The sequence below is a fragment of the Geodermatophilus sp. SYSU D00700 genome (assembly GCF_054050255.1).
The window spans coordinates 31,045-51,302 of record NZ_JBJGZA010000016.1 but is presented as its reverse complement, the minus strand read 5'-3'; the positions used below and the strand labels follow the sequence as shown (position 1 = coordinate 51,302).

The following is a 20,258-nucleotide window of genomic DNA, read 5'->3' as shown; positions in this document are numbered from 1 at the left end:
CGACCGGATCTCCCTCCGACGAGGGAGGAGCCGCCGGCCGGGATGGAGGGGGCCGCCGGGTCCGCCGATGGAGGGACGTCGGGCGGCGAACCGCCCCGGACGGACAGGACGGCGGGCGATGGACGGCGCGGGCACGCGGAGCACGGGACGCAGCGTCCTGGCCATCGGGGCACACCCCGACGACGTCGAACTGGGCTGCGGAGGCGCCCTGCTGGCGCACGTCGCGGCCGGGGACTCGGTCACGGTGCTGGTCATGACCGGCGGCGAGAACGGCCCCGGCAACGGGCCGCAGGTCGCCGGCCGCCGGGCCGAGCAGGAGCGAGCGGCCCGGGTGCTCGGCGCCGACCTGGTCTGGGGCGGCCTGCACGACTGCGAGGTGGTCGCGGACTCGGCGGCGATCCGCCGGATCGAGCAGGCCCTGGAGGCCACCGCGGCCGACCTGGTCTACGTGCACGCCCCCGACGACAGCCACCAGGACCACCGCGCCGTCGCGGCCGCCACGCTCGGCGCGGCCCGCCGCCTGCCGCGGGTGCTGCACTACCAGAGCCCGTCGACGCTGACCTTCGCGCCGACCGTCTACGTCGACGTGACGGCTCACCTCACCGGCAAGCTCGCCGCGCTGGCCGCCCATGCCTCGCAGGTGGAGCGGTCGGCGATGGTGGAGCCCGACGCGGTCGTCGCCTCCGCCCGGCACTGGGGCGCGCAGGCGCGGATCGGCTACGCGGAGGCCTTCCAGCCCACCCGCATGGTGCTCGACCTGGCGCCGGCCGGCGGCGCGGCGACCCGGTCGATCCCGGCCTCCTGGTCGCTGGCCCCCTCGTTCGTCCCGCACGCCGCCTCGTCGTTCGCCGCCGGGCGGCGCTGAGCGCCACCGGCCGCCGACCGGGTTCCGCGACGGCCCGGTCACCCGAAGACCTGCCCGGCGATGCCGATGACCATCGGCGCGATGCCGAGGCAGACGAAGGCCGGCAGGAAGCAGGCGCCCAGCGGCGCGAGCACCCACACACCGGCCCGCCGCACCGCGGCGTCGGCGTCGCTGCGGGCGGTCTGACGGGCCTCGGCGGCCAGCACGCGCAGGGCGGGGACCGCCGCCGCCCCCGACTCCCCGGCGCGCACCAGCACGCGGCCCAGCCCGGCCAGCCCGGCGGGGGCGCCGGCCCAGGCCGCGTGCGACGCGGCGCCCAGCCGCATCCGGCCCGCGACCGCCGCGAGGGCGCCGCCCGTGGGTCCGGGCAGGGCCGCCGCCACCGCGCCCAGCGCGCCGCCGACCGGCAGCCCGGCCGCGAGGCAGACGGCGAGCAGGTCACAGGCCACCGGCAGCTCGGCTCCTCCCCCGCCGCCCGGCGCGTCGACCGGCCCGCTCCGCCGCAGCACCCGGTCGGCGAGCACCCCGGCCACCACGCCCAGCGCCGCCCCCGGCGGTCCCCCGACCAGCAGCGCGACGGCCACCCCGGCCGTGCCGGGCAGCAGCAGGCGGCGCACAGCCCCCGGCCGCGGCGGCGTCACCACCGGGTCCGCGGGAGGACGGCCGGCCACGGCCCGCACCCGCGCCGCCCGCCGGGCGGCCGGGGACGGCCACAGCAGCAGCGCCGCGGACAGCAGGACCAGGCTGGCGCTCACGCCGTCGCGTCCCCCGCCGCCCGGCGGACCAGCCGCGCCGACCAGGCCAGTCCGGCTCCCTCCAGGGCGACGCCGGCGACGAGCAGCACCTGCCCGGCCGCGGTCGTGGTGAGCACGGCCCACGGATCGGCGCCGATGCCGCTGCCCATCGCCAGCGCGAGCAGCGGCAGCCCGGCGAGCAGCGCGGCGCTGGCCCGCGGACCGGCGGTCGCCGACCGCAGCTCCTGCCGCTGCCGCCGGCGGGCGCGCAGGTCGTCCTCGACCGCCGCCACGACCGCGGCCAGCGAGCAGCCGGTGCGCTCGCTGAGCAGCACGGCCGCGGCCACCCGTGCCAGCGCCCGGTCGAGGTCGGTCGCGGGGACCGCCGGGGCGCCGACCGTCGCCGGTGCCCTCAGCGCCCCGGCCAGGCCGCGCGCGAGGTCGCCGTCGGGGCAGCCGGCCAGGACCGACGCGGTGGCGGCGGCGAGCGGCCGGCCGGCGCGCAGCTCCGCGGCGACGGCACCGAGCGCGTCGGTGAGCGCGTCGACCCGGGCCTCCTGCGTCCGGCGGGCCCGCGACCGGCCCAGGCCCCTCGCCGCGACCGCCGCGGCCGCGCCGACGAGGACCGCGACCAGGGGCGTGCCCACCGCGGCACCCGCGAGCACGCCCAGCACGGCCGCCGGCACCGGCCAGGCCGATGCCGGCACCGTGGCGATCCGCGCCCGCACCCCCGGCCGCGGCCGGACCAGCCGGCGTAGCCGCTGCCGGCGCTCGTCCACCCGGCCGGGCCACAGCAGCAGCGCGACCGCGGCCAGGACCAGTGCCACGCTCATCCCGGGCCCCCGCCCTCGAGGAGTGCGGCCAGCCGCCCGGCGCCCGGGCACGGGCCCCCGTCGGCGCGCCAGCCGGGCTCCACCACCACCCAGTCACCGTCGCGGCGCACCACCCCGATCTCCTCGACCCGCCGGCCCTCCGGGGTGCGGCGGAGGTGGACGACCGCGGCCAGGGCGGCCGCCGCCTGGCTGTGCACCGCCCGCCGGTCCAGGCCCGCCGCCACGCCGAGCGCCTCCAGCCGCGCGGGCACCTCGCCGGGCCGGTTGGCGTGCAGGGTGCCGCAGCCGCCGTCGTGACCGGTGTTGAGGGCGGCGAGCAGGTCGGTCACCTCGGCGCCGCGGACCTCGCCGACCACGAGCCGGTCGGGCCGCATCCGCAGCGCCTGGCGCACCAGGTCGCGCAGGGTCACCCGGCCCGCGCCCTCGACGTTGGCCGGGCGGGTGAGCAGCCGGACGACGTGCGGGTGCGCGGGCGCGAGCTCCGGCGCGTCCTCGCACAGCACCAGCCGCTCCGCCGCCGGCAGCTCGCCGAGCAGGGCCGCGAGCAGGGTGGTCTTGCCCGAGCCGGTGCCGCCGGTGACGAGGAAGGCCAGCCGGGCCCGCAGCACCGCACGCAGCAGCCCGGCCGACTCCCCGGGCAACGTGCCCCGGGCGGCGAGATCGTCGAGGCCGAGGCGGGCGCGGCGCAGGACCCGCAGCGACAGGCAGGTGCCCCCGCCCGAGACCGGCGGGAGCACCGCGTGCAGGCGGGTGCCGTCGGGCAGGCCGGCGTCCACCCAGGGCGCGGCGTCGTCGAGCCGGCGTCCGGCGCTGGCCGCCAGCCGCACCGCCAGCCGCCGGACGGCGTCCTCGTCGGGGAAGCGGACCAGGGAGCGCTCGAGCCCGCCGCCCCGGTCGACGTAGACCGCCGCGGGGCCGTTGACCAGGACGTCGGTGACGCCGGGCTCGCGCAGCAGCGGCTCCAGCGGTCCGGCCCCGGCCAGCTCGGCCACGGCGTCCCGCACCGCGTCGAGGACCTCGGCGTCGCCGACCAGTCCGGCCTCGTCACGGACCAGGGCGGCGACCGCGGCGCGGCTGGGCGGGCCCGGCTCCAGCGCCAGCCGGGCGCGGACCCGCTCGACCAGCGGCAGCCCGCTCACGCCGCCCGCTCCGCCCGCGCGAGCTCGCCGAGCAGCCGCCGGGCGACCGAGCCGAGGGGACTGCGCGGTGTCACCGAGGGCGGCTCGCCCCGCTCGCCGCGGGCCAGGGCACCGCGGTCGTGCGCCAGGCCGGCCAGCACCGGCCGGCCGGTCACCGCGGACACCTCGGCCGCGGACAGGCCACCGGGGACCTCGCGGACCACCAGCCGGGCCGCGCCCCACGGCGCCGGCTCCTCCGGCACGCCGGTCAGCAGCAGCCGGGCCGCGGAGACCGCCCGGAGCCGGGCGGGCACGAGCAGCACCGCGAGGTCGGCTTCGGCGAGCACCGCGGCCGCCGCCGCGTCGGCGGGACCGGCCGGCCGCGGCAGGTCGACCACCACCGGCCGGCCGCAGCCGCGGGTCGCCTCGACGACCGCGGTCAGCGCCGCGGCGGGCACCGCTGCGGGATCGTCGCGCGCCGCGGCCAGCACCGTGACGCCCCGGACCTCGGGCAGCGCCGCCAGCAGCGCCTCGCCGGCGACCCGCCCGCGGAGCCCGGCGAGCGCGGGCCAGCGCAGACCGTCGGCGTCCTCGGCGCCGAGCAGCAGGTCCAGCCCGCCGCCGCAGGCGTCGGCGTCGACGAGCAGGACGCCGTCGGCGGACTCCGCGGCGGTGAGCGCCAGCGCGGTCGCCAGGGTGCTGGCGCCGGCCCCGCCGCAACTGCCGCCGACCACGGCCAGCCATCCCCGCTCGACCGGTGAGCGGACGGCGTCGGCGGCGCGGGCGGCCAGCCACGCCTCGTCGTCGGGCAGCACCACGACCCGCTCGGCGCCGAGCTCGACCGCCGCCGCCCAGGCCGGCGCGGCCGGCACCCCGGCCACGACGACCACCACGCCGGGACGCCGGGGCAGCGCCCGCACCGCGGGGAGCTCGAGCGCGTCGGCGCCGAGCAGGACCAGCCCCGCGTCCCGGGACGCGCGCCGCAGCGCGGGACCGCCGGTGGCGACCTCCGGCTCGGTGCCGGCCGCGGCGAGGACGCGCAGCACGTCGTCGAGCAGGTCCTCGTCGGAGCTGACGACGAGCGGCCGGGAGGAGGGCGGAGCGGGACGCGGGGACACGCGGCCGAGCCCAGCGCACGGCGGAGCCCCGCGGGCCCCGGCCGGGTGACCTGTGGACGACCCGTTGGGGTGTGGACGGAGCGAGGCGGGTCGTCACCGGCCCCCGCTCCCCTACAGTCGTGAACCGTGACCCGCGCTGCGGCGTTCTTCGACCTGGACAAGACGGTCATCGCCAAGTCCAGCACCCTGGCCTTCGGCCGGCCCTTCTTCGCCGGCGGCCTGATCAACCGCCGTGCCGTGCTCAAGGGCGCCTACGCGCAGCTGGTCTTCTCCCGCGCCGGCGCCGACGCGCAGCAGATGGAGCGGCTGCGCGCGCAGATCACCCGGATGGCCACCGGCTGGGACGTCGCCACCGTGCACGACATCGTCAGCGAGACGCTGCACGAGATCGTCGACCCGCTGGTGTACGCCGAGGCCGCCGACCTGATCGAGTCCCACCGGGCGGCCGGCCGGGAGATCGTGATCGTCTCCAGCAGTGGCGCGGAGATGGTGGGACCGATCGGCGAGATGCTCGGCGCCGACCGCGTCGTGGCCACCCGCATGGTGCGGGCCGAGGGCCGCTACACCGGGGAGATCGAGTTCTACGCCTACGGCGAGAACAAGGCCGAGGCGATGCGGCAGGTGGCCGCCGAGAGCGGCTACGACCTGGCCGACTGCTACGCCTACAGCGACTCGGTCACCGACCTGCCGATGCTGTCGGCCGTCGGGCACCCCACGGCGGTCAACCCCGACCGGGCACTGCGCCGGGTCGCCGCCGAGCGCGGCTGGCCGGTCCTGCAGTTCACCCGGCCGGTGTCCATGCGCAGCCGCTTCGGCGCACCGCCGGTCCCGGTGGTCACCGGCGCGGCGGCGATGGGCGCGGCGGTCGTGGGGCTCGCCTGGTACGCCCGGCGGCGGGCCCTGCGCGTCGTCCCGGCCGCGCCCGCCATGGCCGTGCCGGCAGCCGTGCCGGCTGCGCGCCGGCGACGGCGCGGGGCCTGAGCTCAGACGCCCAGACGCTCCCGGACGCCGTCCACGAGGCTGCGCGCGGCCGAGACCGGCGTGAACGCCCGCGCCGCCGCGGTCAGCGCCGCCACCTCGTCCGCGCGCAGCTCCAGGTCGCCGGCCGCCGCGTTGGCCTCCACCTGCGCCACGCTCGAGGCGCCCGGGATCACGACGACCCGCGGCAACGAGACCAGCCAGGCAAGCGCCACCGTCCCGGGCTGCACCCCGTGGGCGCCGGCGACCTCGCGCAGCACCTCGAGCAGCGGCCGGGCGCGGCGCAGGTTCTCGGTGCCGAACAGCGGGTTGGCCGCCCGCACCCCGCCGGGCCGGTGGTCGACGTCGTACCGCCCGCCGAGCAGGCCCTGCGCCAGCGGGCTGTAGGCGATCACCACGCGGCCCTCGCGCTCGGCGAAGGGCACCAGGTCGTCGAGCGCGGCGGGCCGGGCCAGCGAGAAGTGCACCTGGTTGCTGATCACCGGCCGGCCCAGCGCCGCGTCGGCGGCCCGCCACCGCCGCAGCGAGTAGTTGGAGACGCCGACGGCGCCGATGCGGCCCTCGTCGAGCAGCCCCCGCAGGCCCGGCATGGTCACGGTGTCGGGCACGACCGGGTTGGGCTGGTGCACCTGGTAGAGCGGCACCGTGCGCAGACCGAGCCGCCGGGCGCTGCCCTCGAGCCGGTGGCGCACCACCGGCGGGAACGGCGCCACCGGCAGGAGCTTCGAGGCCACGACGACGTCGCCGCGCCGGTCGCCCAGGGCCTGGCCGAGGATCCGCTCGCTGCGGCCGAACCCGTAGACCTCGGCGGTGTCGAAGAGGGTGACGCCGAGGTCGAGCGCGCGGCGCACGATGTCGCGCGCGGCACCGGAGGCGTAGCCCTCGCCGTAGCCCCACTCGCGGGAGCCGAACTGCCACGTGCCCAGGCCGACGCGGCTGACGCGGCCGAGCCCGTCGACGTCGAGGGAGCGCATGCGGCCACTGTCCCCCGGGCCGCGGCCGGGTGCAGGAGGAGCCGAGCCGCCGGACCCCGGCCGAGCTCAGCCGCGCAGGATGGCCTCGGCGATGGCCAGGCCCTCGCGGGCGCCGAGCTCGGTGGCCCGGCAGCAGTGCACCAGCCAGGCGGCCACGCCCTCGGGGGCGCCGGAGCCGTAACCGGTCAGCCGCTCGCGGTAGGCCTCGACCCCGAGCTCCAGGAACCCGACCTCGGGGACCGACACCGCCTTCGGGTCCAGGCCCCGCCCGATGACGGTCAGCCGGCCGGCCGCGCGGGCGACCACGCCGTCGGCGGTGCCGAAGGGCGCCAGCGCGGCGAGCTCGCCGTGCACCAGCCCGGCGACGAGCACCGCCGGCACGGTCGAGGTGCCGGTGACGACTTGGAACAGCCCGCCCAGGCGCGGGCCGGCGTGCGGCGCGGGACGGCCGAGGTCGCCGCGGTCGACGAGATCGGCGGCGGCGAGGACGTGCAGCCGGGCGAGCACCTGACCCGGCGCCCTCGACCACGTGTCGACCATGGCGCCCAGCCCGACCGAGACGCGCAGCGACCCCTGGACGACCGGGTCCTCGACCGAGCCCGCGCGCAGGTCGGCCAGCGCGACGTCGACCCCGTCGAGCGCGGCCGACGCGCGGGCGCCCCGCAGCGCCGACTCGGTGCTGACCTCCGCCGACCGGTTGCGCATGAGTCGGTGGGCCAGCAGCCGGTCGATGCCGCCACGCGCGGACTCGGCGGCCTCGCGGACGCCGGGCAGGTCGAGCAGCGGGGTGAGCGGGTCGGGGCCGGCGGGCCGGGCCGCGGCCCGCGGAGCAGTGCGGCCGGCACCGGGACGGACGGGGATGGTCACGCCCCGACGGTACGAGCACCGGCGCGGGCGGCCGCGGTGGCCTGTCCTACGCTCGGCGACCACCATGGCCCGCCCGCTCACCCTCCTCCTCGTCCGGCACGGCCAAAGCGAGTGGAACGCCGCGGGGCTGATGCAGGGCCAGACCGCGCACGTGCCGCTCACCGCGCTCGGGCACGAGCAGGCCGCCTCCGCCGCCCGCGAGCTGGGCCGGCTGCGCCCCGGCGCGATGCTGTCGAGCGACCTGCGCCGCGCGGTGCAGACCGCCGAGCACTGCGCCCGCGCCACCGGGCTGCCGTTCACGACCACCCCGGCGCTGCGCGAGCAGGGGTACGGCGTCCTGGAGGGGCGGCCGTCGCGGGAGCTGTGGGACGTCGTCGACTGGACCGATCCGCACTGGTCGGCCGAGGGCGGCGAGAGCCTGGCCGAGCTGCACGCCCGGGTCGCGGGCCTCCTGGCGGAGCTGGCCGCGCGGCCCCCGGCCGACGTGGTCGCGCTGGTCACCCACGGCGACACGATCCGGGCGGCGCAGGCGGTGGCCGCCGGGCTCGGTCCGGCCGCGATGCCGGCGGTGACCCCGCACAACGGCACGGTGACCCGGCTGGAGCTCGCGGCGGCGGCCGTCTGATGGCGCGGGTGCTGGTGCTCGGCGGCTCGCGGTCGGGCAAGTCGGCGCACGCCGAGTCGCTGGTGGCCGGGCGCGCCGACGTCGTCTACCTGGCCACCTCGGCACCGGCGCCGGACGACGCCGAGTGGACCCGCCGGGTCGCGGCCCACCGCGCCCGCCGGCCGGCCGGTTGGACGACGCTGGAGACCACCGCGCCCAGCGACCTGCTGCGCGGCGGCACGGTGCTCGTCGACAGCGTGACCACGTGGGTGGCCGCGCTGATGGACGAGACCGGGGTGTGGGCCGAGGAGCCCGGCGCGCTCGACCGGCTGGCCGGGCGGGTCGACGCCCTGGTCAACGCGTGGGCGATGACGCCGGCGCACGTGGTGGCGGTCAGCGACGAGGTGGGCCTGGGCGTGGTGCCCGAGTCCCGCGCGGGCCGGCTGTTCCGCGACACCCTCGGCGAGGTCAACCAGCGGCTGGCCGGCACCGCCGACGAGGTGTGGTTCGTCGTCGCCGGGCTGCCGCAGCGGCTGCGGTGAGCAGGCGGGGGACGGAGGGGCGGCGCGCGTGGTGGGCCGGTCCGCTGGAGTCGGTCGCGCTGCTCACCGTGGTCCGGGTGCCCGCCGCCGGGACGACGTCGACCCGCGGGGTGCTGCCGTGGGCGCCGCTGGTCGGGCTGGCCCTGGGTGGGGTGGCGGCCGGTGTCGGCGTGCTCGGCGCCCGGCTGGTGTCCCCGGCGGCCGGGGCGGTGCTGGCGCTGGCGGTGCTGGCCTGGCTCACGCGGGCGCTGCACCTCGACGGGCTGGCCGACACCACTGACGGCCTCGGTCCGCTGCGTGGCCGGGAGCGGGCGCTGCAGGTCATGCACCGCGGCGACGTCGGCCCGTTCGGCGTGGTGACCCTCGTCCTGGTGCTGCTGCTCCAGGCGGCGGCAGCAGCGGCCCTGCTGGCCGACGGCGGCGGCTGGACCGCGCTGTGGACGGCGGTGGTCGTGGCCCGGCTGGCGATGGCCCGGACCGGGCTCGCGCGCGTCCGGGTCGCGGAGGGCTCGGCGCTCGGCCGGGCGGTGGCCGGGACGGTGTCGGCGCCGTGGCTGGCCGGGTGGGTCGTCCTCGTGCTGGCCGGCGCCGCGGCGGCGGGGTGGGCCACGGCGGGCCCCGCGGCCGCGGCGGCGCTCACCGGCGCCGCAGTGGCAGGGCTGGTCGCGGCCGAGCTCGTCCGCGCCCGCGCGACGGCGCGCCTCGGCGGCGTCACCGGGGACGTGATGGGGGCGATGGGCGAGGCGGCGGCGACCGTCGTGCTGCTGGTCGCCGCCGCCTCGGTGCCCTAGCTGCTGGAACGGCCCCGCTGCAGGGGCCCGCCGCGAGCGAGCGGCGGGGCAGCGGGGTCCCTCCTCAGCGGCGGCGGGTCAGCGAGCCGAGCAGGCGGCCCAGCCCGCCGGAGGCCGCGGTGGTCGGTGCGCCACGCCCGTAGCGACGGGTCGGGGTGCCGCTCGCCATCCGCGTGCGGCCCATGCCGCGGCCGGTCGCCATGCCCCGGCCGGCCATCCCCCGTCCGGTGGTGGCGCGGCCGGCGGCGGCTCGGCCTCCGGCCGCCCCGCGGCGAGCCGTGGTCTCAGCAGTGCCCAGGAGTCGGTTCAGGATGCCCATGCGGCATGGGGTACCCCTTCATCCACCGCGTGAACCTGGACCTCGGCCCTCCTGCAGGGGCCCGCCGCGAGCGTGCGAGCGGTGGGGGGCCGGGGGGTCCTTCCTCAGGCGGTCGCGCCCGACCGGTCCGGGGTCTCGCCGCCCTCCAGGTCGCCCTCGGTGTCGAGGTAGGCCTGCCGCAGCCCGGCCAGCAGCGCCGGGTCCGGCTCGGCCCACATCCCCCGGTCGACCGCCTCGAGCAGCCGCTCGGCGATGCCGTGCAGCGCCCAGGGGTTCGACCGCTCCATGAACTCGCGGTTCTCCGGGTCGAGCACGTAGGTCTCGGTGAGCTTCTCGTACATCCAGTCGGCCACGACGCCGGTCGTGGCGTCGTAGCCGAACAGGTAGTCGACGGTCGCGGCCAGCTCGAACGCGCCCTTGTAGCCGTGCCGGCGCATCGCGGCCAGCCACCGCGGGTTGACCACCCGCGCCCGGAACACCCGCGAGGTCTCCTCGGTCAGCGACCGGGTGCGTACCTGCTCGGGCCGGGTCGAGTCACCGACGTAGGCCCGTGGCGCCGCGCCGGTCAGCGCCCGGACGGTGGCCACCATCCCGCCGTGGTACTGGAAGTAGTCGTCGGAGTCGGCGATGTCGTGCTCGCGGGTGTCGACGTTCTTCGCCGCCACCGCGATCCGCCGGTACGCCGCCTCCATGTCCGGGCGGGCCTGCACGCCGTCGAGGTCGCGGCCGTAGGCGTAGCCGCCCCACACCGCGTACACCTCGGCGAGGTCGGCGTCGCCGCGCCAGTCCCGCGAGTCGATCAGCGACAGCAGCCCGGCCCCGTAGGCGCCGGGTTTGGACCCGAACACCCGGGTGGTCGCCCGCCGCCGGTCCCCGTGCCCGGCGACGTCGGCGTCGACGTGGGCCCGCACGAAGTTCTCCGACGCGGGCTCGTCGAGCGCGGCCACCAGGGTCACCGCGTCGTCGAGCATGGTCACCACGTGCGGGAAGGCGTCCCGGAAGAAGCCGGAGATCCGCACCGTGACGTCGATCCGCGGCCGGCCCAGCTCCGCCGGCGGCACCGGCTCCAGCGAGGTCACCCGCCGCGAGGCGTCGTCCCACACCGGCCGCACGCCCAGCAGCGCGAGCACCTCGGCGACGTCGTCGCCGGAGGTCCGCATCGCGGAGGTCCCCCACACCGACAGGCCCACCGACCGCGGCCACTCCCCCGTGTCGGCCCGGTAGCGCTCCAGCAGCGAGTCGGCCATCGCCTGCCCGGTCTCCCACGCCAGCCGCGACGGGATCGCCCGCGGGTCGACGGAGTAGAAGTTGCGCCCGGTCGGCAGCACGTTGACCAGCCCGCGCAGCGGCGAGCCCGACGGTCCGGCCGGCACGTAGCCGCCGTCGAGGGCGTGCAGCGTGGCGTCGAGCTCGTCGGTGGTGCGCTCCAGCCGCGGCACCACCTCGTCGACGGCGAACCGCAGCACGTCGGCGACGGCGTCGTCCTCCCGCCCGAGCACCTCCCGCACGACCGGGCCGACGGCGCCGGTCGTCCAGCCGGCGTCCTCCATGCCGGAGACCAGCGCGGCCGCCTGCGACTCGACGAGGTCGGTCGCCCTCAGGCCCGCCGACCCGTCCTCGGCCAGGCCCAGCGCCTCGCGCAGCCCCGGGAGCGCGACCGAGCCGCCCCAGATCTGGCGGGCCCGCAGCACCGCCAGCACCAGGTCCACCCGGTCCTGACCCGACGGCGGGACGCCGAGCACGTGCAGGCCGTCGCGGATCTGGGAGTCCTTGATCTCGCAGAGCCAGCCGTCGACGTGCAGGATCATCTCGTCGAAGTGGTCGTCGTCGGGCCGGTCGGCCAGCCCGAGGTCGTGGTCGAGCTTCGCCGCCTGCAGCAGCGTCCAGATCTGCGCGCGCACCGCCGGCAGCTTGGCCGGGTCCATCGCCGCCACGTTGGCGTGCTCGTCGAGCAGCTGCTCGAGCCGCGCGATGTCGCCGTAGGTGTCCGCGCGCGCCATCGGCGGCACCATGTGGTCGACCAGCGTGGCGTGCGCCCGGCGCTTGGCCTGCGAGCCCTCGCCCGGGTCGTTGACCAGGAACGGGTAGACCAGCGGCAGGTCGCCGATCGCCGCGTCGGGCCCGCACGAGGCCGACAGCCCCACCGTCTTGCCCGGCAGCCACTCCAGGTTGCCGTGCTTGCCGACGTGCACCAGCGCGTGCGCGCCGAACACCGACCGCAGCCACCAGTAGGCGGCCAGGTAGTGGTGCGAGGGCGGCAGGTCGGGGTCGTGGTAGATCGCGATCGGGTTCTCCCCGAAGCCGCGCGGCGGCTGCACCATCACCACGACGTTGCCGGCCCGCAGTGCGGCGAAGACGATGGCGGGGCCGTCGGGTCCGGAGTCGTCCACGAACAGCGACCCGGGCGGCTCGCCCCAGTGCCGCACCACCGCGTCCCTCAGGTCGGCCGGCAGCGTCTCGAAGAAGCGCCGGTACTCGGCGGCCGGGATGCGCACCGGGTTGCCCGACAGCTGCTCCTCGGTCAGCCAGTCGGCGTCCTGCCCGCCGGCGGCGATGAGCGCGTGCACCAGCGCGTCGCCGTCGAGGTCGGCCACGCCGGGCAGCGCGCCGGGCCCGTCGAACGGGCCGATGTCGTAGCCGGCGCCGTGCATGGCAGCCAGCAGCCGCACCAGCGACGCCGGGGTGTCCAGGCCGACGGCGTTGCCGATCCGCGCGTGCTTGGTCGGGTAGGCGCTCAGCATCACCACGATCCGGCGGTCCCGGGGCGCCACCGACCGCAGCCGGGCGTGCGCCACCGCCGTCCCCGCCACGCGGGCCGCGCGCTCTGGGTCCGCGACGTAGTGCGTGAGGCCGTCGTCGTCGGTCTCCTTGAAGGAGAACGGCACGCTGACCAGCCGGCCGTCGAACTCGGGGATCGCGACCTGGTTGCCGACGTCGAGCGGCGAGAGGCCGTCGTCGTCGGCCAGCCAGTCGGCCCGCGAGCGGGTCAGGCACAGGCCCTGGACCACCGGCACGTCGAGCGCGGCCAGCCGGCCGACGTCCCAGGCGCCGTCGTCCTCGCCGGCCGACGCGGTGGCCGGCCGGGAGCCGCCGGCGGCGAGCACCGTGACGACCAGCGCGTCGGCGGTGCGGAGCACCTCAAGCAGGTCGTCGGGGACGCTGCGCAGCGAGCTGACGAACACCGGCAGCGCCTGCCCGCCGGCGTCCTCGACCGCCGTGCAGAGCGCCTCGACGAACGCCGTGTTCCCGGCCAGGTGGTGGGCCCGGTAGTAGAGGACGGCGACCCGCGGGTCGTCGGAGGTGCGCGCGGCGCGTTCCAGCACGCCCCAGTCCGGCGCCACCGACGGCGGCTCGAATCCCTCGCCGGTGAGCAGCACCGTGTCGGAGAGGAAGCGGTGCAGCTGCACGAGGTTGTCCGGACCGCCCTGCGCGAGGTAGCCGTGCGCCTCGGTGGCCACGCCCATCGGGACGGTGGACAGCTCCATCAGCTCGGCGTCGGGCACCTGCTCCCCGCCGAGGACGACGACCGGCGCCGGCCCGGCCAGCAGCGGCGCGAGCATCTCCTCGTACTGCCGCCGCACGCCGAGGATGCGGACGACGACGAGCGCGGCGCCCTCGGTCAGCGCCGCGATGCCGTCGCCACCGAGGCGGACCGGGTTGCCGGGGCGCCAGTCGGCGCCGCTGGCGCGGGCGGAGAGCAGGTCGGTGTCGCTCGTGGAGAGCAGGACGAACACGCGGTCAGACGCTACCCGGGAGCCCTCGCTCGGCCGCCGAGCCTGCCGAGCACCGCCGCGCGCAGCCGCAGGTACTGGTCGCGGTTGCGGCGGGGCAGCCCCGGTGGGCGGACGACGACCCGCGGTTCCTGGACGACCTCGGTGGGCGCGAACTGCCCGCGGGTGAGGTCGACCTCGCGGCCGTCGGGCAGCCGGTTCCACCAGTGCACCCCCTGCCGCGACCCGTCGGGCAGCAGCACCTCGGCCAGCAGCAGGTCCCCGCCGAGCAGGTCGTGCAGGACCAGCGCGGTGGCGCCGCACTGGCCGCGGGCCGGGTTCTGCGGGGACCAGTCGGCGAGGTCGCTGTCGTCGCAGGTCTCGCGGCACCAGGCGGCGCGGACGGCCGCGACGACATCGTCGGGAACGGACACGGACGGCACCCTGCCCGCCGGCACCGACGGTCCCGGCCGGGCAACGACCGGCCGACGGTCGGGTCGTGGAATGGCCCCGTCCCGCCATCTCCCCTACGGTCGGCCCACATCGACTCCGAGGCCGGGGGTACGCCCGTGTCCGCATCCATCGTCGTGGGTCTGGACGGCAGCGAGGCCAGCAACAGGGCTGCGGACGCGGCCCTGGAGGCCGCGCGCCGCCACTCCCTGCGCCTGGTGCTCGCCTGTGTCGTCCCCTGGTCGCCGTACTCCCTCACGCCGGCGGAGGAGAACGAGCGGCGCCACATCGACAAGGAGCGCGAGGCCGCGGCGGCGCGGGAGAAGGTGCTGCAACCGGTGGTCACACGCCTGTCCGGGGCCGGTGACGTGCCCGTCGAGGGGCTCGTCCGGCACGGCCACCCCGCGGAGACGCTGGTCGCCATCGCCCGGGAGAACGACGCCGCCTGGATCACCGTCGGCCGCGTCGGTCAGAGCCGGGTGCGCACGCTGCTCTTCGGCTCCACCCCCAGTCACCTCATCCAACTCTCCCCCGTACCCGTCCTGGTGGTGCCGTGATGGACGACTCCGCAGTTCTCGCCGCGAGCTTCGACGACCGGGTCAACGACTTCTTCACCCCGATCTCGGACTTCATCTCGGGCATCGTCTTCTACGCCGTCCCGTTGGACTTCCTCGGTGACGGGGTCGAGCTGCCACTGATCGTGGTGTGGCTGGTCGTCGCCGGGATCTTCTTCACGATCTACCTCAGGGGCTTCCAGTTCTGGGCCTTCAAGCAGGCACTCCGACTGGTCCGTGGTGACTACAACGACCCGCGCGACGCCGGCGAGGTGACGCACTTCCAGGCACTGGCCACCGCGGTCTCCGGCACCGTCGGCCTGGGCAACATCGCCGGCGTGGCCGTGGCGATCTCCCTCGGTGGCCCAGGTGCCACCTTCTGGATGGTCATCGCCGGGCTCGTCGGCATGTGCACCAAGGGCGTCGAGTGCACGCTCGGTGTCAAGTACCGGAACGAGTACCCGGACGGACGGGTCTCCGGCGGCCCGATGTACTACCTGAGCAAGGGCCTCAAGGAGAAGAGCCCCCGGCTCGGCACGCTGGGCAAGGTCCTCGCGGTCCTCTTCTGCGTCTTCACCCTCGGCGGGGCCGTCGGCGGCGGCAACATGTTCCAGTCCAACCAGGCGTTCGCCCAGGCCCAGTCGGTGACCGGCGGCGAGGACGGCCCGCTCGGCGGTGGCGCGGCCGGCGCGGTCTTCGGGCTCGTCCTCGCCCTGCTCGTCGGCGCCGTGATCATCGGCGGCATCCGGAGCATCGCCCGGGTCACCGACAAGATCGTCCCGTTCATGGCGGTCTTCTACGTGGTCGCCTGCCTGCTGGTGCTGTTCGCCAACCTCAGCGCGGTGCCCGGCGCGCTGTGGGACATCATCACCCAGGCGTTCAGCCCGGAGGCCGGCTACGGCGGCCTCGTCGGGGTCCTCATCCAGGGCTTCCGTCGCGCGGCGTTCAGCAACGAGGCCGGCCTGGGGTCCGCCGCGATCGCGCACTCCGCGGTCAAGACCAAGGAGCCCGCCACCGAGGGCCACGTCGCCGTCCTCGAGCCCTTCATCGACACCGTCGTCATCTGCACGATGACCGCCCTGGCGATCGTCATCACCGGCACCTACGCCGACGAGTCGAGCGCACCCGGTGTCGAGACGACGTCGGCGGCCTTCGAGACGGTGGCCTCGTGGTTCCCGTTCGTGCTGGCCATCGCGGTGATCCTGTTCGCCTACTCCACGATGCTCGCCTGGAGCTACTACGGCCTGAAGGCGGCGACCTACCTCTTCGGCGAGTCGATGCTGGTCGACCGCACCTGGAAGGTCGTCTTCTGCCTCTTCGTGATCATCGGCGCCGCGTCGACGCTGGACGCGGTGATCGGGTTCTCCGACAGCATGATCTTCGCGATGTCGCTGGCGAACATCGTCGGCCTCTACATCATGGCCGGGGTCGTGAAGCGGGAGCTCTTCGGCTACCGGCGCCGACTGGCCGACGGCGAGATCCGGCCGGTGAGCGAGCGCGCCTGACCGCCTGCGCGCAGCGCACCGCTCGGCCGGCCGCCGGCGACCGTCGGCGTTCCGGCAGGACCGACGTCAGCGCAGCAGCAGCCGGTCGAGGGTGTCGGCCACCCAGTCGGCGAAACGCGCGGCCGGCCAGCCGCACCCCACCATGAGCCGGGACTGCGTCGAGGGCGAGAAGACCGCCCAGGCGACGTCGGTCGCCGCGTCGAGGTCGAGGTCCTCGCGCAGGTCGGGCGCGAAGGCGCCGAGGAGGGCGGCGGTGTCGGCACGCCGCCGGCGCTCGTACTCCTCGTAGGCGGGCCGCACGTCCGGGTCGGCCGCCGCGGCCGCGGCGAAGACGTCCTGCATCGCCCGGGACCCGGGGGCGGCCTCGAGCACCAGCTCCCGCAGCGCCGCGAGCCGGCCGGCGCGGTCCGGCGCGGCGAGCAGCTGCGCGAACGGGCCGAGCTCCCGCACCGCGCGCTCCTCGTCGGAGCCGACCAGCGCCCGGTCCACGCACGCGAGCAGCAGCGCCGCCTTGCCGCCCTGCGCGAACACCGTCGGCACCGACACCCCGGCGGCGGCCGCGACGTCGCGCATCGTCGTCGCGGCGTAGCTCTGCTCGACGAAGCAGCGGGTGGCGGCGTCGAGCACCTGCACGCGGGTGCGCCGGGCCTGCTCCTGCCGCAACTGCGAGCGGTAGACCCTCTTGCCCTCGGACACGGTTCCACCCTACCGTTCCTCTATTCGTTTGAGCCTTACTCAGCCGAAAGAGGTCGCCGTGACCACTGCCCCTCCCCACCCCGTCCAGCTCCTCCTGCCCGGCCAGGCCGCCGCACCCGACGGCCCGGTCGACGTGGCCGCGATGTACGTCATGCACCGGGCGTTCCGGCGCGACCTCGACGCCTTCGCCGCGGTCGTCCCGACGGTCGGCGTGGGCGACCGGGCTCGCTGGCGGGCCCTCGCCCGGCGCTTCGGGCTGTTCGCGCGGTTCCTGCACAAGCACCACGCCGGCGAGGACGCCCACCTGTGGCCGCTGCTGCGGGAGCGCGGCGCCGACCCCGTCGTCCTCGACCGGCTCGAGGCCGAGCACGCCGGCATCGACCCGCTGCTGGCCTCCTGCGCGGCCGGGCTGGCGGACCTGGCCGCCGGCCGGGGCGGCGCGGACACCCGGCAGCGGCTGGCCGCCACCCTCGCCCGGACCTGCGACGCCCTGGGCGCCCACCTGGCGCACGAGGAGCGCGACGGGATGGCGCTCGTCCAGCAGCACCTCACCCCCGAGGACTGGGCCCGCCAGGACGCCGCGTTCGCGCGGGAGTACGGCCCCCGCGACACCGTGGCCGCGCTCGGCTGGGTCGTCTCGGCGATCCCGCCGGAGGCCGCGGCCCGGATCCTCGGCGGGCAGCCGGTCCTGTCCGCGCTGGGTCGGCTGCTCGGCCGGCGCGCCGCCCGGGCCGACGCGCGCCTGTTCGGGACCGCCCGGTGACCGCCGCCCTGTCCCGCGGCGACCGGGTCCTGACGGCCGTCTCGCGGCGGCTGGCCGCGGGGCACACCGCGCTGCTGCGGCGCACCGGCGGGCGGGTCGGCAACCGCTTCCGCGGCGGCGACGTCGTGCTGCTGACCTGCCGCGGGCGGGTGTCCGGTCAGGAGCGCAGCACCCCCCTGCTGCACGTGCGCGACGGCGAGGACGTCGTGGTCGCGGCGTCCAACGGCGGGATCGACGCCGAGCCGCAGTGGTGGCTGAACCTGCAGGCCGACCCGCGCGCCGCGGTCGAGGTGCGCGGCCGGCGGTGGCCCGTGGTGGCCACCGAGGTCGAGGAGCCGGAGCGGGCCCGGCTGTGGGCGGCGCTCATGGCGCGGTTCGACGGCTACGACGGCTACCAGGCCCGGGTGTCGCGGCGGATCGCCGTGGTCCGGCTGACGCCTCAGGCGGGGACCGGCTGCCCGAGCGAGGTGCGGTACAGCTCGGCGTAGCGGCCGTCGAGGGCGAGCAGCTCCTCGTGCCGGCCGCGCTCGACCACCCGGCCGCCCTCGAGCACGAGGATGCAGTCGGCCGCGCGCACGGTCGAGAGCCGGTGCGCGATGACGATCGCCGTCCGGCCCTCGAGCGCCTCGTCCAGGGCCTCCTGCACCGCGGCCTCGGACGTCGCGTCGAGGTGCGCGGTGGCCTCGTCGAGCAGCACCACCCGCGGGCGGGCGAGCAGCAGGCGGGCGATGGTGAGCCGCTGCCGCTCCCCGCCGGAGAAGCGGTAGCCGCGCTCGCCGACGACGGTGTCCAGGCCGTCGGGCAGTCCGCGCACCAGGTCGGCCAACCGCGCCCGGGTGAGCACGTCCCACAGCTGCGCGTCGGTGGCGCCGGGGTCGGCGAGCAGCAGGTTGTCCCGCAGCGACTCGTGGAAGAGGTGGCCGTCCTGCGTGACCAGCCCGACGGTGCGGCGGATGGAGTCGGCGGTCAGGTCGCGCACGTCGACGCCGCCGAGGCGGACGGCGCCGGCGTCGACGTCGTAGAGGCGCGGCAGCAGCGCGGCGATCGTGGACTTGCCCGCACCCGACGACCCGACGACGGCCAGCACCTCCCCGGGCCGCACGGTGAACGAGACGTCGTGCAGGACGTCGACGCCGCCGCGGCCGTCGAGCCGGGCGACGTCCTCCAGCGAGGCCAGCGAGACCCGGTCGGCCGAGGGATAGGCGAAGGTGACGCCGTCCAGCTCGACCGACACCGGCCCGTCGGGGACCTCGCGGGCGCCGGGCCGCTCGCGGACGAGCGGCACCAGGTCGAGTACCTCGAACACCCGCTCGAAGCTGACCAGGGCCGAGGCGACGTCGACCCGGGCACTGGCCAGCGCGGTCAGCGGCGCGTACAGGCGGGTGAGCAGCAGGGCGAGCGCCACGACGGCGCCGGGCTCGAGCGCCCCGGCCAGCGCGGAGGTGCCGCCCACGCCGTAGACCAGTGCGAGCGCGAGCGCCGACACCAGGGTGAGCGCGCTGACGAACGTCCACTGCACCATCGCCGTCCGCACGCCGACGTCGCGCACCGCCCGCGCCCGGGCGGCGAAGCGGGCCGACTCCGCGTCGGGACGGCCGTAGAGCTTGACCAGCGTGGCGCCGGGCGCGGAGAAGCGCTCCGTCGTCTGCCCGGTCATGGCCGCGTTGGACTCCGCGGCGACCCGGCGCAGGCCGGCCAGCTGGCGGCCGATCCGGCGGGCGGGCAGCAGGAACACCGGCAGCAGGAGCAGCGCCAGCAGCGTCACCTGCCACGACAGCGTCAGCATCGCGGCGAGCGCGAGCAGCAGCGTGACGGTGTTGGTGACGATCCCCGACAGGGTGTCGCTGAAGGCGCGCTGGGCCCCGAGGACGTCGTTGTCGAGCCGGGACACCAGCGCGCCGGTGCGCGTGCGGGTGAAGAAGGCCACCGGCATCTGCTGCACGTGGTCGAACACGGCGGTGCGCAGGTCGAGGATGAGCCCCTCGCCGAGCGTGGCCGACAGCCACCGGCCGAGCAGGCCGAGCGCGGTCCCGGCGAGGGCCACCGCGGCGATGACGACGGCGAGGCGGACGACGGTGCCGGTGCTCCCGCCACCGACGATCTCGTCGACCACCCGGCCGGCCAGCAGGGGCGTGGCGACGGCGAGCACCGCCTCGACGACGCCCACTGAGACGAAGGCGCCGATGCGGGCGCGGTGCGGCCGGGCGTGGGTCAGCACCCGCCGCAGGGTCGCGCGGGAGATCGCCCGCCGGTCGGTGTGGGCCTGCGTGGCCCGCGAGAGCGCCGACCACGCCGTCATCTCCATGCTCACGGCCGGGACGCTAGGACCTCGAGCCGACTCGAGGTCAACGTCCGTGCCGGAACCGCAAGAACGGTCGGTGGGCTACTCGGCGCCGAGCGCGTCGGCCATGCGGTGGTGGGGTGCGGCCTCGTCGCGGCGGCTCTGCCGCTCCAGCGTGCGGGCCAGGGCGCGGCGCGCCCACCCGTTGGCGGGCGCCAGCTCGACCAGCCGGCGCAGCGCGTCCTCCGCCCGCTGCAGCTGGGCCGAGCCGAAGTAGCTGCGCGCCAGGAGCTCCAGCGCGGCCTCGTTGCCCGGCTCGGCCGCCACGAGCGGCTCCAGGACGCGCGCGGCCTCGACCGGCTGCCCCATGGAGAAGAAGAGGTCGGCGCGCAGGTACTCGGAGTGCAGATCGGTCTCGAAGGGCTGGTTCACGTCGACGGAACGACGGCGGGCGGGCCGCTCTTCCCGGACCGCGACACGCCCGGGCGCGCACGGCACGAGGAAGTCCGGAACGAGGTGCATCCGTGCGCCATCGAGTTGGGAACAACCGTTGCCA

General features: G+C 77.1%; 21 protein-coding genes. 9 read left to right on the top strand and 12 right to left on the bottom strand.

The window, feature by feature from the left end; all coding sequences use genetic code 11:
* The first annotated feature begins 118 nt into the window (after positions 1-118).
* Complete coding sequence (locus ACI79V_RS13570; protein ID WP_456890058.1) at positions 119-865, top strand: PIG-L deacetylase family protein; 747 nt, start codon at positions 119-121, stop codon at positions 863-865.
* A gap of 38 nt (positions 866-903) precedes the next feature.
* Here the strand turns inward: ACI79V_RS13570 and ACI79V_RS13565 are convergent, their stop codons facing one another.
* Genes ACI79V_RS13565 through ssd form a run of 4 tightly spaced genes read right to left on the bottom strand, consistent with a single transcriptional unit; the run spans position 904 to position 4,668 of the window.
* Positions 904-1,620, bottom strand: a complete 717-nt coding sequence (locus tag ACI79V_RS13565) for a type II secretion system F family protein (protein WP_456890055.1) — start codon at positions 1,618-1,620, stop codon at positions 904-906.
* The gene (locus ACI79V_RS13560) at positions 1,617-2,432 is read right to left on the bottom strand and encodes a type II secretion system F family protein (protein WP_456890053.1); all 816 of its coding nucleotides are present in this window, start codon (positions 2,430-2,432) and stop codon (positions 1,617-1,619) included. Before ACI79V_RS13560 ends, ACI79V_RS13565 begins: the two co-directional genes overlap by 4 nt.
* Complete coding sequence (locus tag ACI79V_RS13555) at positions 2,429-3,571, bottom strand: TadA family conjugal transfer-associated ATPase (RefSeq protein WP_456890051.1); 1,143 nt, start codon at positions 3,569-3,571, stop codon at positions 2,429-2,431. The genes ACI79V_RS13560 and ACI79V_RS13555 overlap by 4 nt, the downstream gene beginning before the upstream one ends.
* Positions 3,568-4,668 carry a septum site-determining protein Ssd gene (gene ssd / locus ACI79V_RS13550; RefSeq protein ID WP_456890049.1) on the bottom strand — a complete coding sequence of 367 codons (1,101 nt, stop codon included), beginning with the start codon at positions 4,666-4,668 and terminating at the stop codon, positions 3,568-3,570. Before ssd ends, ACI79V_RS13555 begins: the two co-directional genes overlap by 4 nt.
* A gap of 126 nt (positions 4,669-4,794) precedes the next feature.
* Between ssd and ACI79V_RS13545 the strand changes: the two genes are divergently transcribed.
* A complete protein-coding gene (locus tag ACI79V_RS13545) occupies positions 4,795-5,649 on the top strand; it encodes an HAD family hydrolase (RefSeq protein ID WP_456890047.1) in 855 nt (284 codons plus the stop codon).
* Between the two features lie 2 nt (positions 5,650-5,651).
* Here ACI79V_RS13545 and ACI79V_RS13540 read toward each other — a convergent pair whose 3' ends face one another.
* Together ACI79V_RS13540 and ACI79V_RS13535 are read right to left on the bottom strand one after the other, a co-directional pair.
* The gene (locus ACI79V_RS13540) at positions 5,652-6,620 is read right to left on the bottom strand and encodes an aldo/keto reductase (RefSeq protein WP_456890045.1); all 969 of its coding nucleotides are present in this window, start codon (positions 6,618-6,620) and stop codon (positions 5,652-5,654) included.
* 66 nt (positions 6,621-6,686) lie between these two features.
* A complete protein-coding gene (locus tag ACI79V_RS13535; RefSeq protein WP_456890043.1) occupies positions 6,687-7,487 on the bottom strand; it encodes an oxidoreductase in 801 nt (266 codons plus the stop codon).
* Between the two features lie 64 nt (positions 7,488-7,551).
* Between ACI79V_RS13535 and ACI79V_RS13530 the strand changes: the two genes are divergently transcribed.
* The 3 genes from ACI79V_RS13530 to ACI79V_RS13520 are packed head-to-tail and all read left to right on the top strand — an operon-like array spanning position 7,552 to position 9,424.
* Complete coding sequence (locus ACI79V_RS13530; protein ID WP_456890042.1) at positions 7,552-8,112, top strand: histidine phosphatase family protein; 561 nt, start codon at positions 7,552-7,554, stop codon at positions 8,110-8,112.
* A complete protein-coding gene (cobU, locus tag ACI79V_RS13525; RefSeq protein WP_456890039.1) occupies positions 8,112-8,633 on the top strand; it encodes a bifunctional adenosylcobinamide kinase/adenosylcobinamide-phosphate guanylyltransferase in 522 nt (173 codons plus the stop codon). Before ACI79V_RS13530 ends, cobU begins: the two co-directional genes overlap by 1 nt.
* Positions 8,630-9,424 carry an adenosylcobinamide-GDP ribazoletransferase gene (locus ACI79V_RS13520; protein ID WP_456890037.1) on the top strand — a complete coding sequence of 265 codons (795 nt, stop codon included), beginning with the start codon at positions 8,630-8,632 and terminating at the stop codon, positions 9,422-9,424. Before cobU ends, ACI79V_RS13520 begins: the two co-directional genes overlap by 4 nt.
* Before the next feature lie 64 nt (positions 9,425-9,488).
* Here ACI79V_RS13520 and ACI79V_RS13515 read toward each other — a convergent pair whose 3' ends face one another.
* The 3 genes from ACI79V_RS13515 to ACI79V_RS13505 form a co-directional block, all read right to left on the bottom strand.
* Positions 9,489-9,743, bottom strand: coding sequence for a hypothetical protein (locus ACI79V_RS13515; protein ID WP_456890035.1), 255 nt, complete (start codon positions 9,741-9,743; stop codon positions 9,489-9,491).
* Positions 9,744-9,847: 104 nt separating this feature from the next.
* Entirely contained in the window at positions 9,848-13,477 is a 3,630-nt protein-coding gene (gene cobN, locus ACI79V_RS13510; RefSeq protein WP_456890033.1) for a cobaltochelatase subunit CobN, read from the bottom strand.
* Between the two features lie 11 nt (positions 13,478-13,488).
* Positions 13,489-13,887 carry a YunG family protein gene (locus ACI79V_RS13505; RefSeq protein WP_456890031.1) on the bottom strand — a complete coding sequence of 133 codons (399 nt, stop codon included), beginning with the start codon at positions 13,885-13,887 and terminating at the stop codon, positions 13,489-13,491.
* Positions 13,888-14,022: 135 nt separating this feature from the next.
* On the opposite strand from ACI79V_RS13505, the gene ACI79V_RS13500 reads away from it, so the two are divergent.
* Positions 14,023-14,460, top strand: a complete 438-nt coding sequence (locus tag ACI79V_RS13500; protein WP_456890029.1) for a universal stress protein — start codon at positions 14,023-14,025, stop codon at positions 14,458-14,460.
* A complete protein-coding gene (locus ACI79V_RS13495) occupies positions 14,460-15,962 on the top strand; it encodes an alanine/glycine:cation symporter family protein (RefSeq protein WP_456875176.1) in 1,503 nt (500 codons plus the stop codon). Before ACI79V_RS13500 ends, ACI79V_RS13495 begins: the two co-directional genes overlap by 1 nt.
* A 66-nt stretch (positions 15,963-16,028) precedes the next feature.
* Here ACI79V_RS13495 and ACI79V_RS13490 read toward each other — a convergent pair whose 3' ends face one another.
* The gene (locus ACI79V_RS13490; RefSeq protein WP_456890025.1) at positions 16,029-16,658 is read right to left on the bottom strand and encodes a TetR/AcrR family transcriptional regulator; all 630 of its coding nucleotides are present in this window, start codon (positions 16,656-16,658) and stop codon (positions 16,029-16,031) included.
* A 58-nt stretch (positions 16,659-16,716) separates the two neighbouring features.
* Between ACI79V_RS13490 and ACI79V_RS13485 the strand changes: the two genes are divergently transcribed.
* Positions 16,717-17,421, top strand: coding sequence for a hemerythrin domain-containing protein (locus ACI79V_RS13485; RefSeq protein WP_456890023.1), 705 nt, complete (start codon positions 16,717-16,719; stop codon positions 17,419-17,421).
* Positions 17,418-17,909 carry a nitroreductase family deazaflavin-dependent oxidoreductase gene (locus tag ACI79V_RS13480; RefSeq protein WP_456890021.1) on the top strand — a complete coding sequence of 164 codons (492 nt, stop codon included), beginning with the start codon at positions 17,418-17,420 and terminating at the stop codon, positions 17,907-17,909. The genes ACI79V_RS13485 and ACI79V_RS13480 overlap by 4 nt, the downstream gene beginning before the upstream one ends.
* Here ACI79V_RS13480 and ACI79V_RS13475 read toward each other — a convergent pair.
* Both ACI79V_RS13475 and ACI79V_RS13470 read right to left on the bottom strand, forming a co-directional pair.
* Complete coding sequence (locus tag ACI79V_RS13475; protein ID WP_456890142.1) at positions 17,861-19,726, bottom strand: ABC transporter ATP-binding protein; 1,866 nt, start codon at positions 19,724-19,726, stop codon at positions 17,861-17,863. The genes ACI79V_RS13480 and ACI79V_RS13475 overlap by 49 nt on opposite strands.
* A 78-nt stretch (positions 19,727-19,804) precedes the next feature.
* Entirely contained in the window at positions 19,805-20,134 is a 330-nt protein-coding gene (locus tag ACI79V_RS13470) for a tetratricopeptide repeat protein (RefSeq protein ID WP_456890019.1), read from the bottom strand.
* Between the last annotated feature and the right edge of the window lie 124 nt (positions 20,135-20,258).

Bases quoted from the DNA above. Each gene is read 5' to 3' on its own strand.
- ACI79V_RS13495 (WP_456875176.1), top strand. From the start codon at position 14,460: ATGGACGACTCCGCAGTTCTCGCCGCGAGCTTCGACGACCGGGTCAAC.
- ACI79V_RS13560 (WP_456890053.1), bottom strand. From the start codon at position 2,432: ATGAGCGTGGCACTGGTCCTGGCCGCGGTCGCGCTGCTGCTGTGGCCC.
- ACI79V_RS13515 (WP_456890035.1), bottom strand. From the start codon at position 9,743: ATGGGCATCCTGAACCGACTCCTGGGCACTGCTGAGACCACGGCTCGC.
- cobU (WP_456890039.1), top strand. From the start codon at position 8,112: ATGGCGCGGGTGCTGGTGCTCGGCGGCTCGCGGTCGGGCAAGTCGGCG.
- ACI79V_RS13540 (WP_456890045.1), bottom strand. From the start codon at position 6,620: ATGCGCTCCCTCGACGTCGACGGGCTCGGCCGCGTCAGCCGCGTCGGC.
- ACI79V_RS13570 (WP_456890058.1), top strand. From the start codon at position 119: ATGGACGGCGCGGGCACGCGGAGCACGGGACGCAGCGTCCTGGCCATC.
- ACI79V_RS13530 (WP_456890042.1), top strand. From the start codon at position 7,552: ATGGCCCGCCCGCTCACCCTCCTCCTCGTCCGGCACGGCCAAAGCGAG.
- ACI79V_RS13475 (WP_456890142.1), bottom strand. From the start codon at position 19,726: ATGGAGATGACGGCGTGGTCGGCGCTCTCGCGGGCCACGCAGGCCCAC.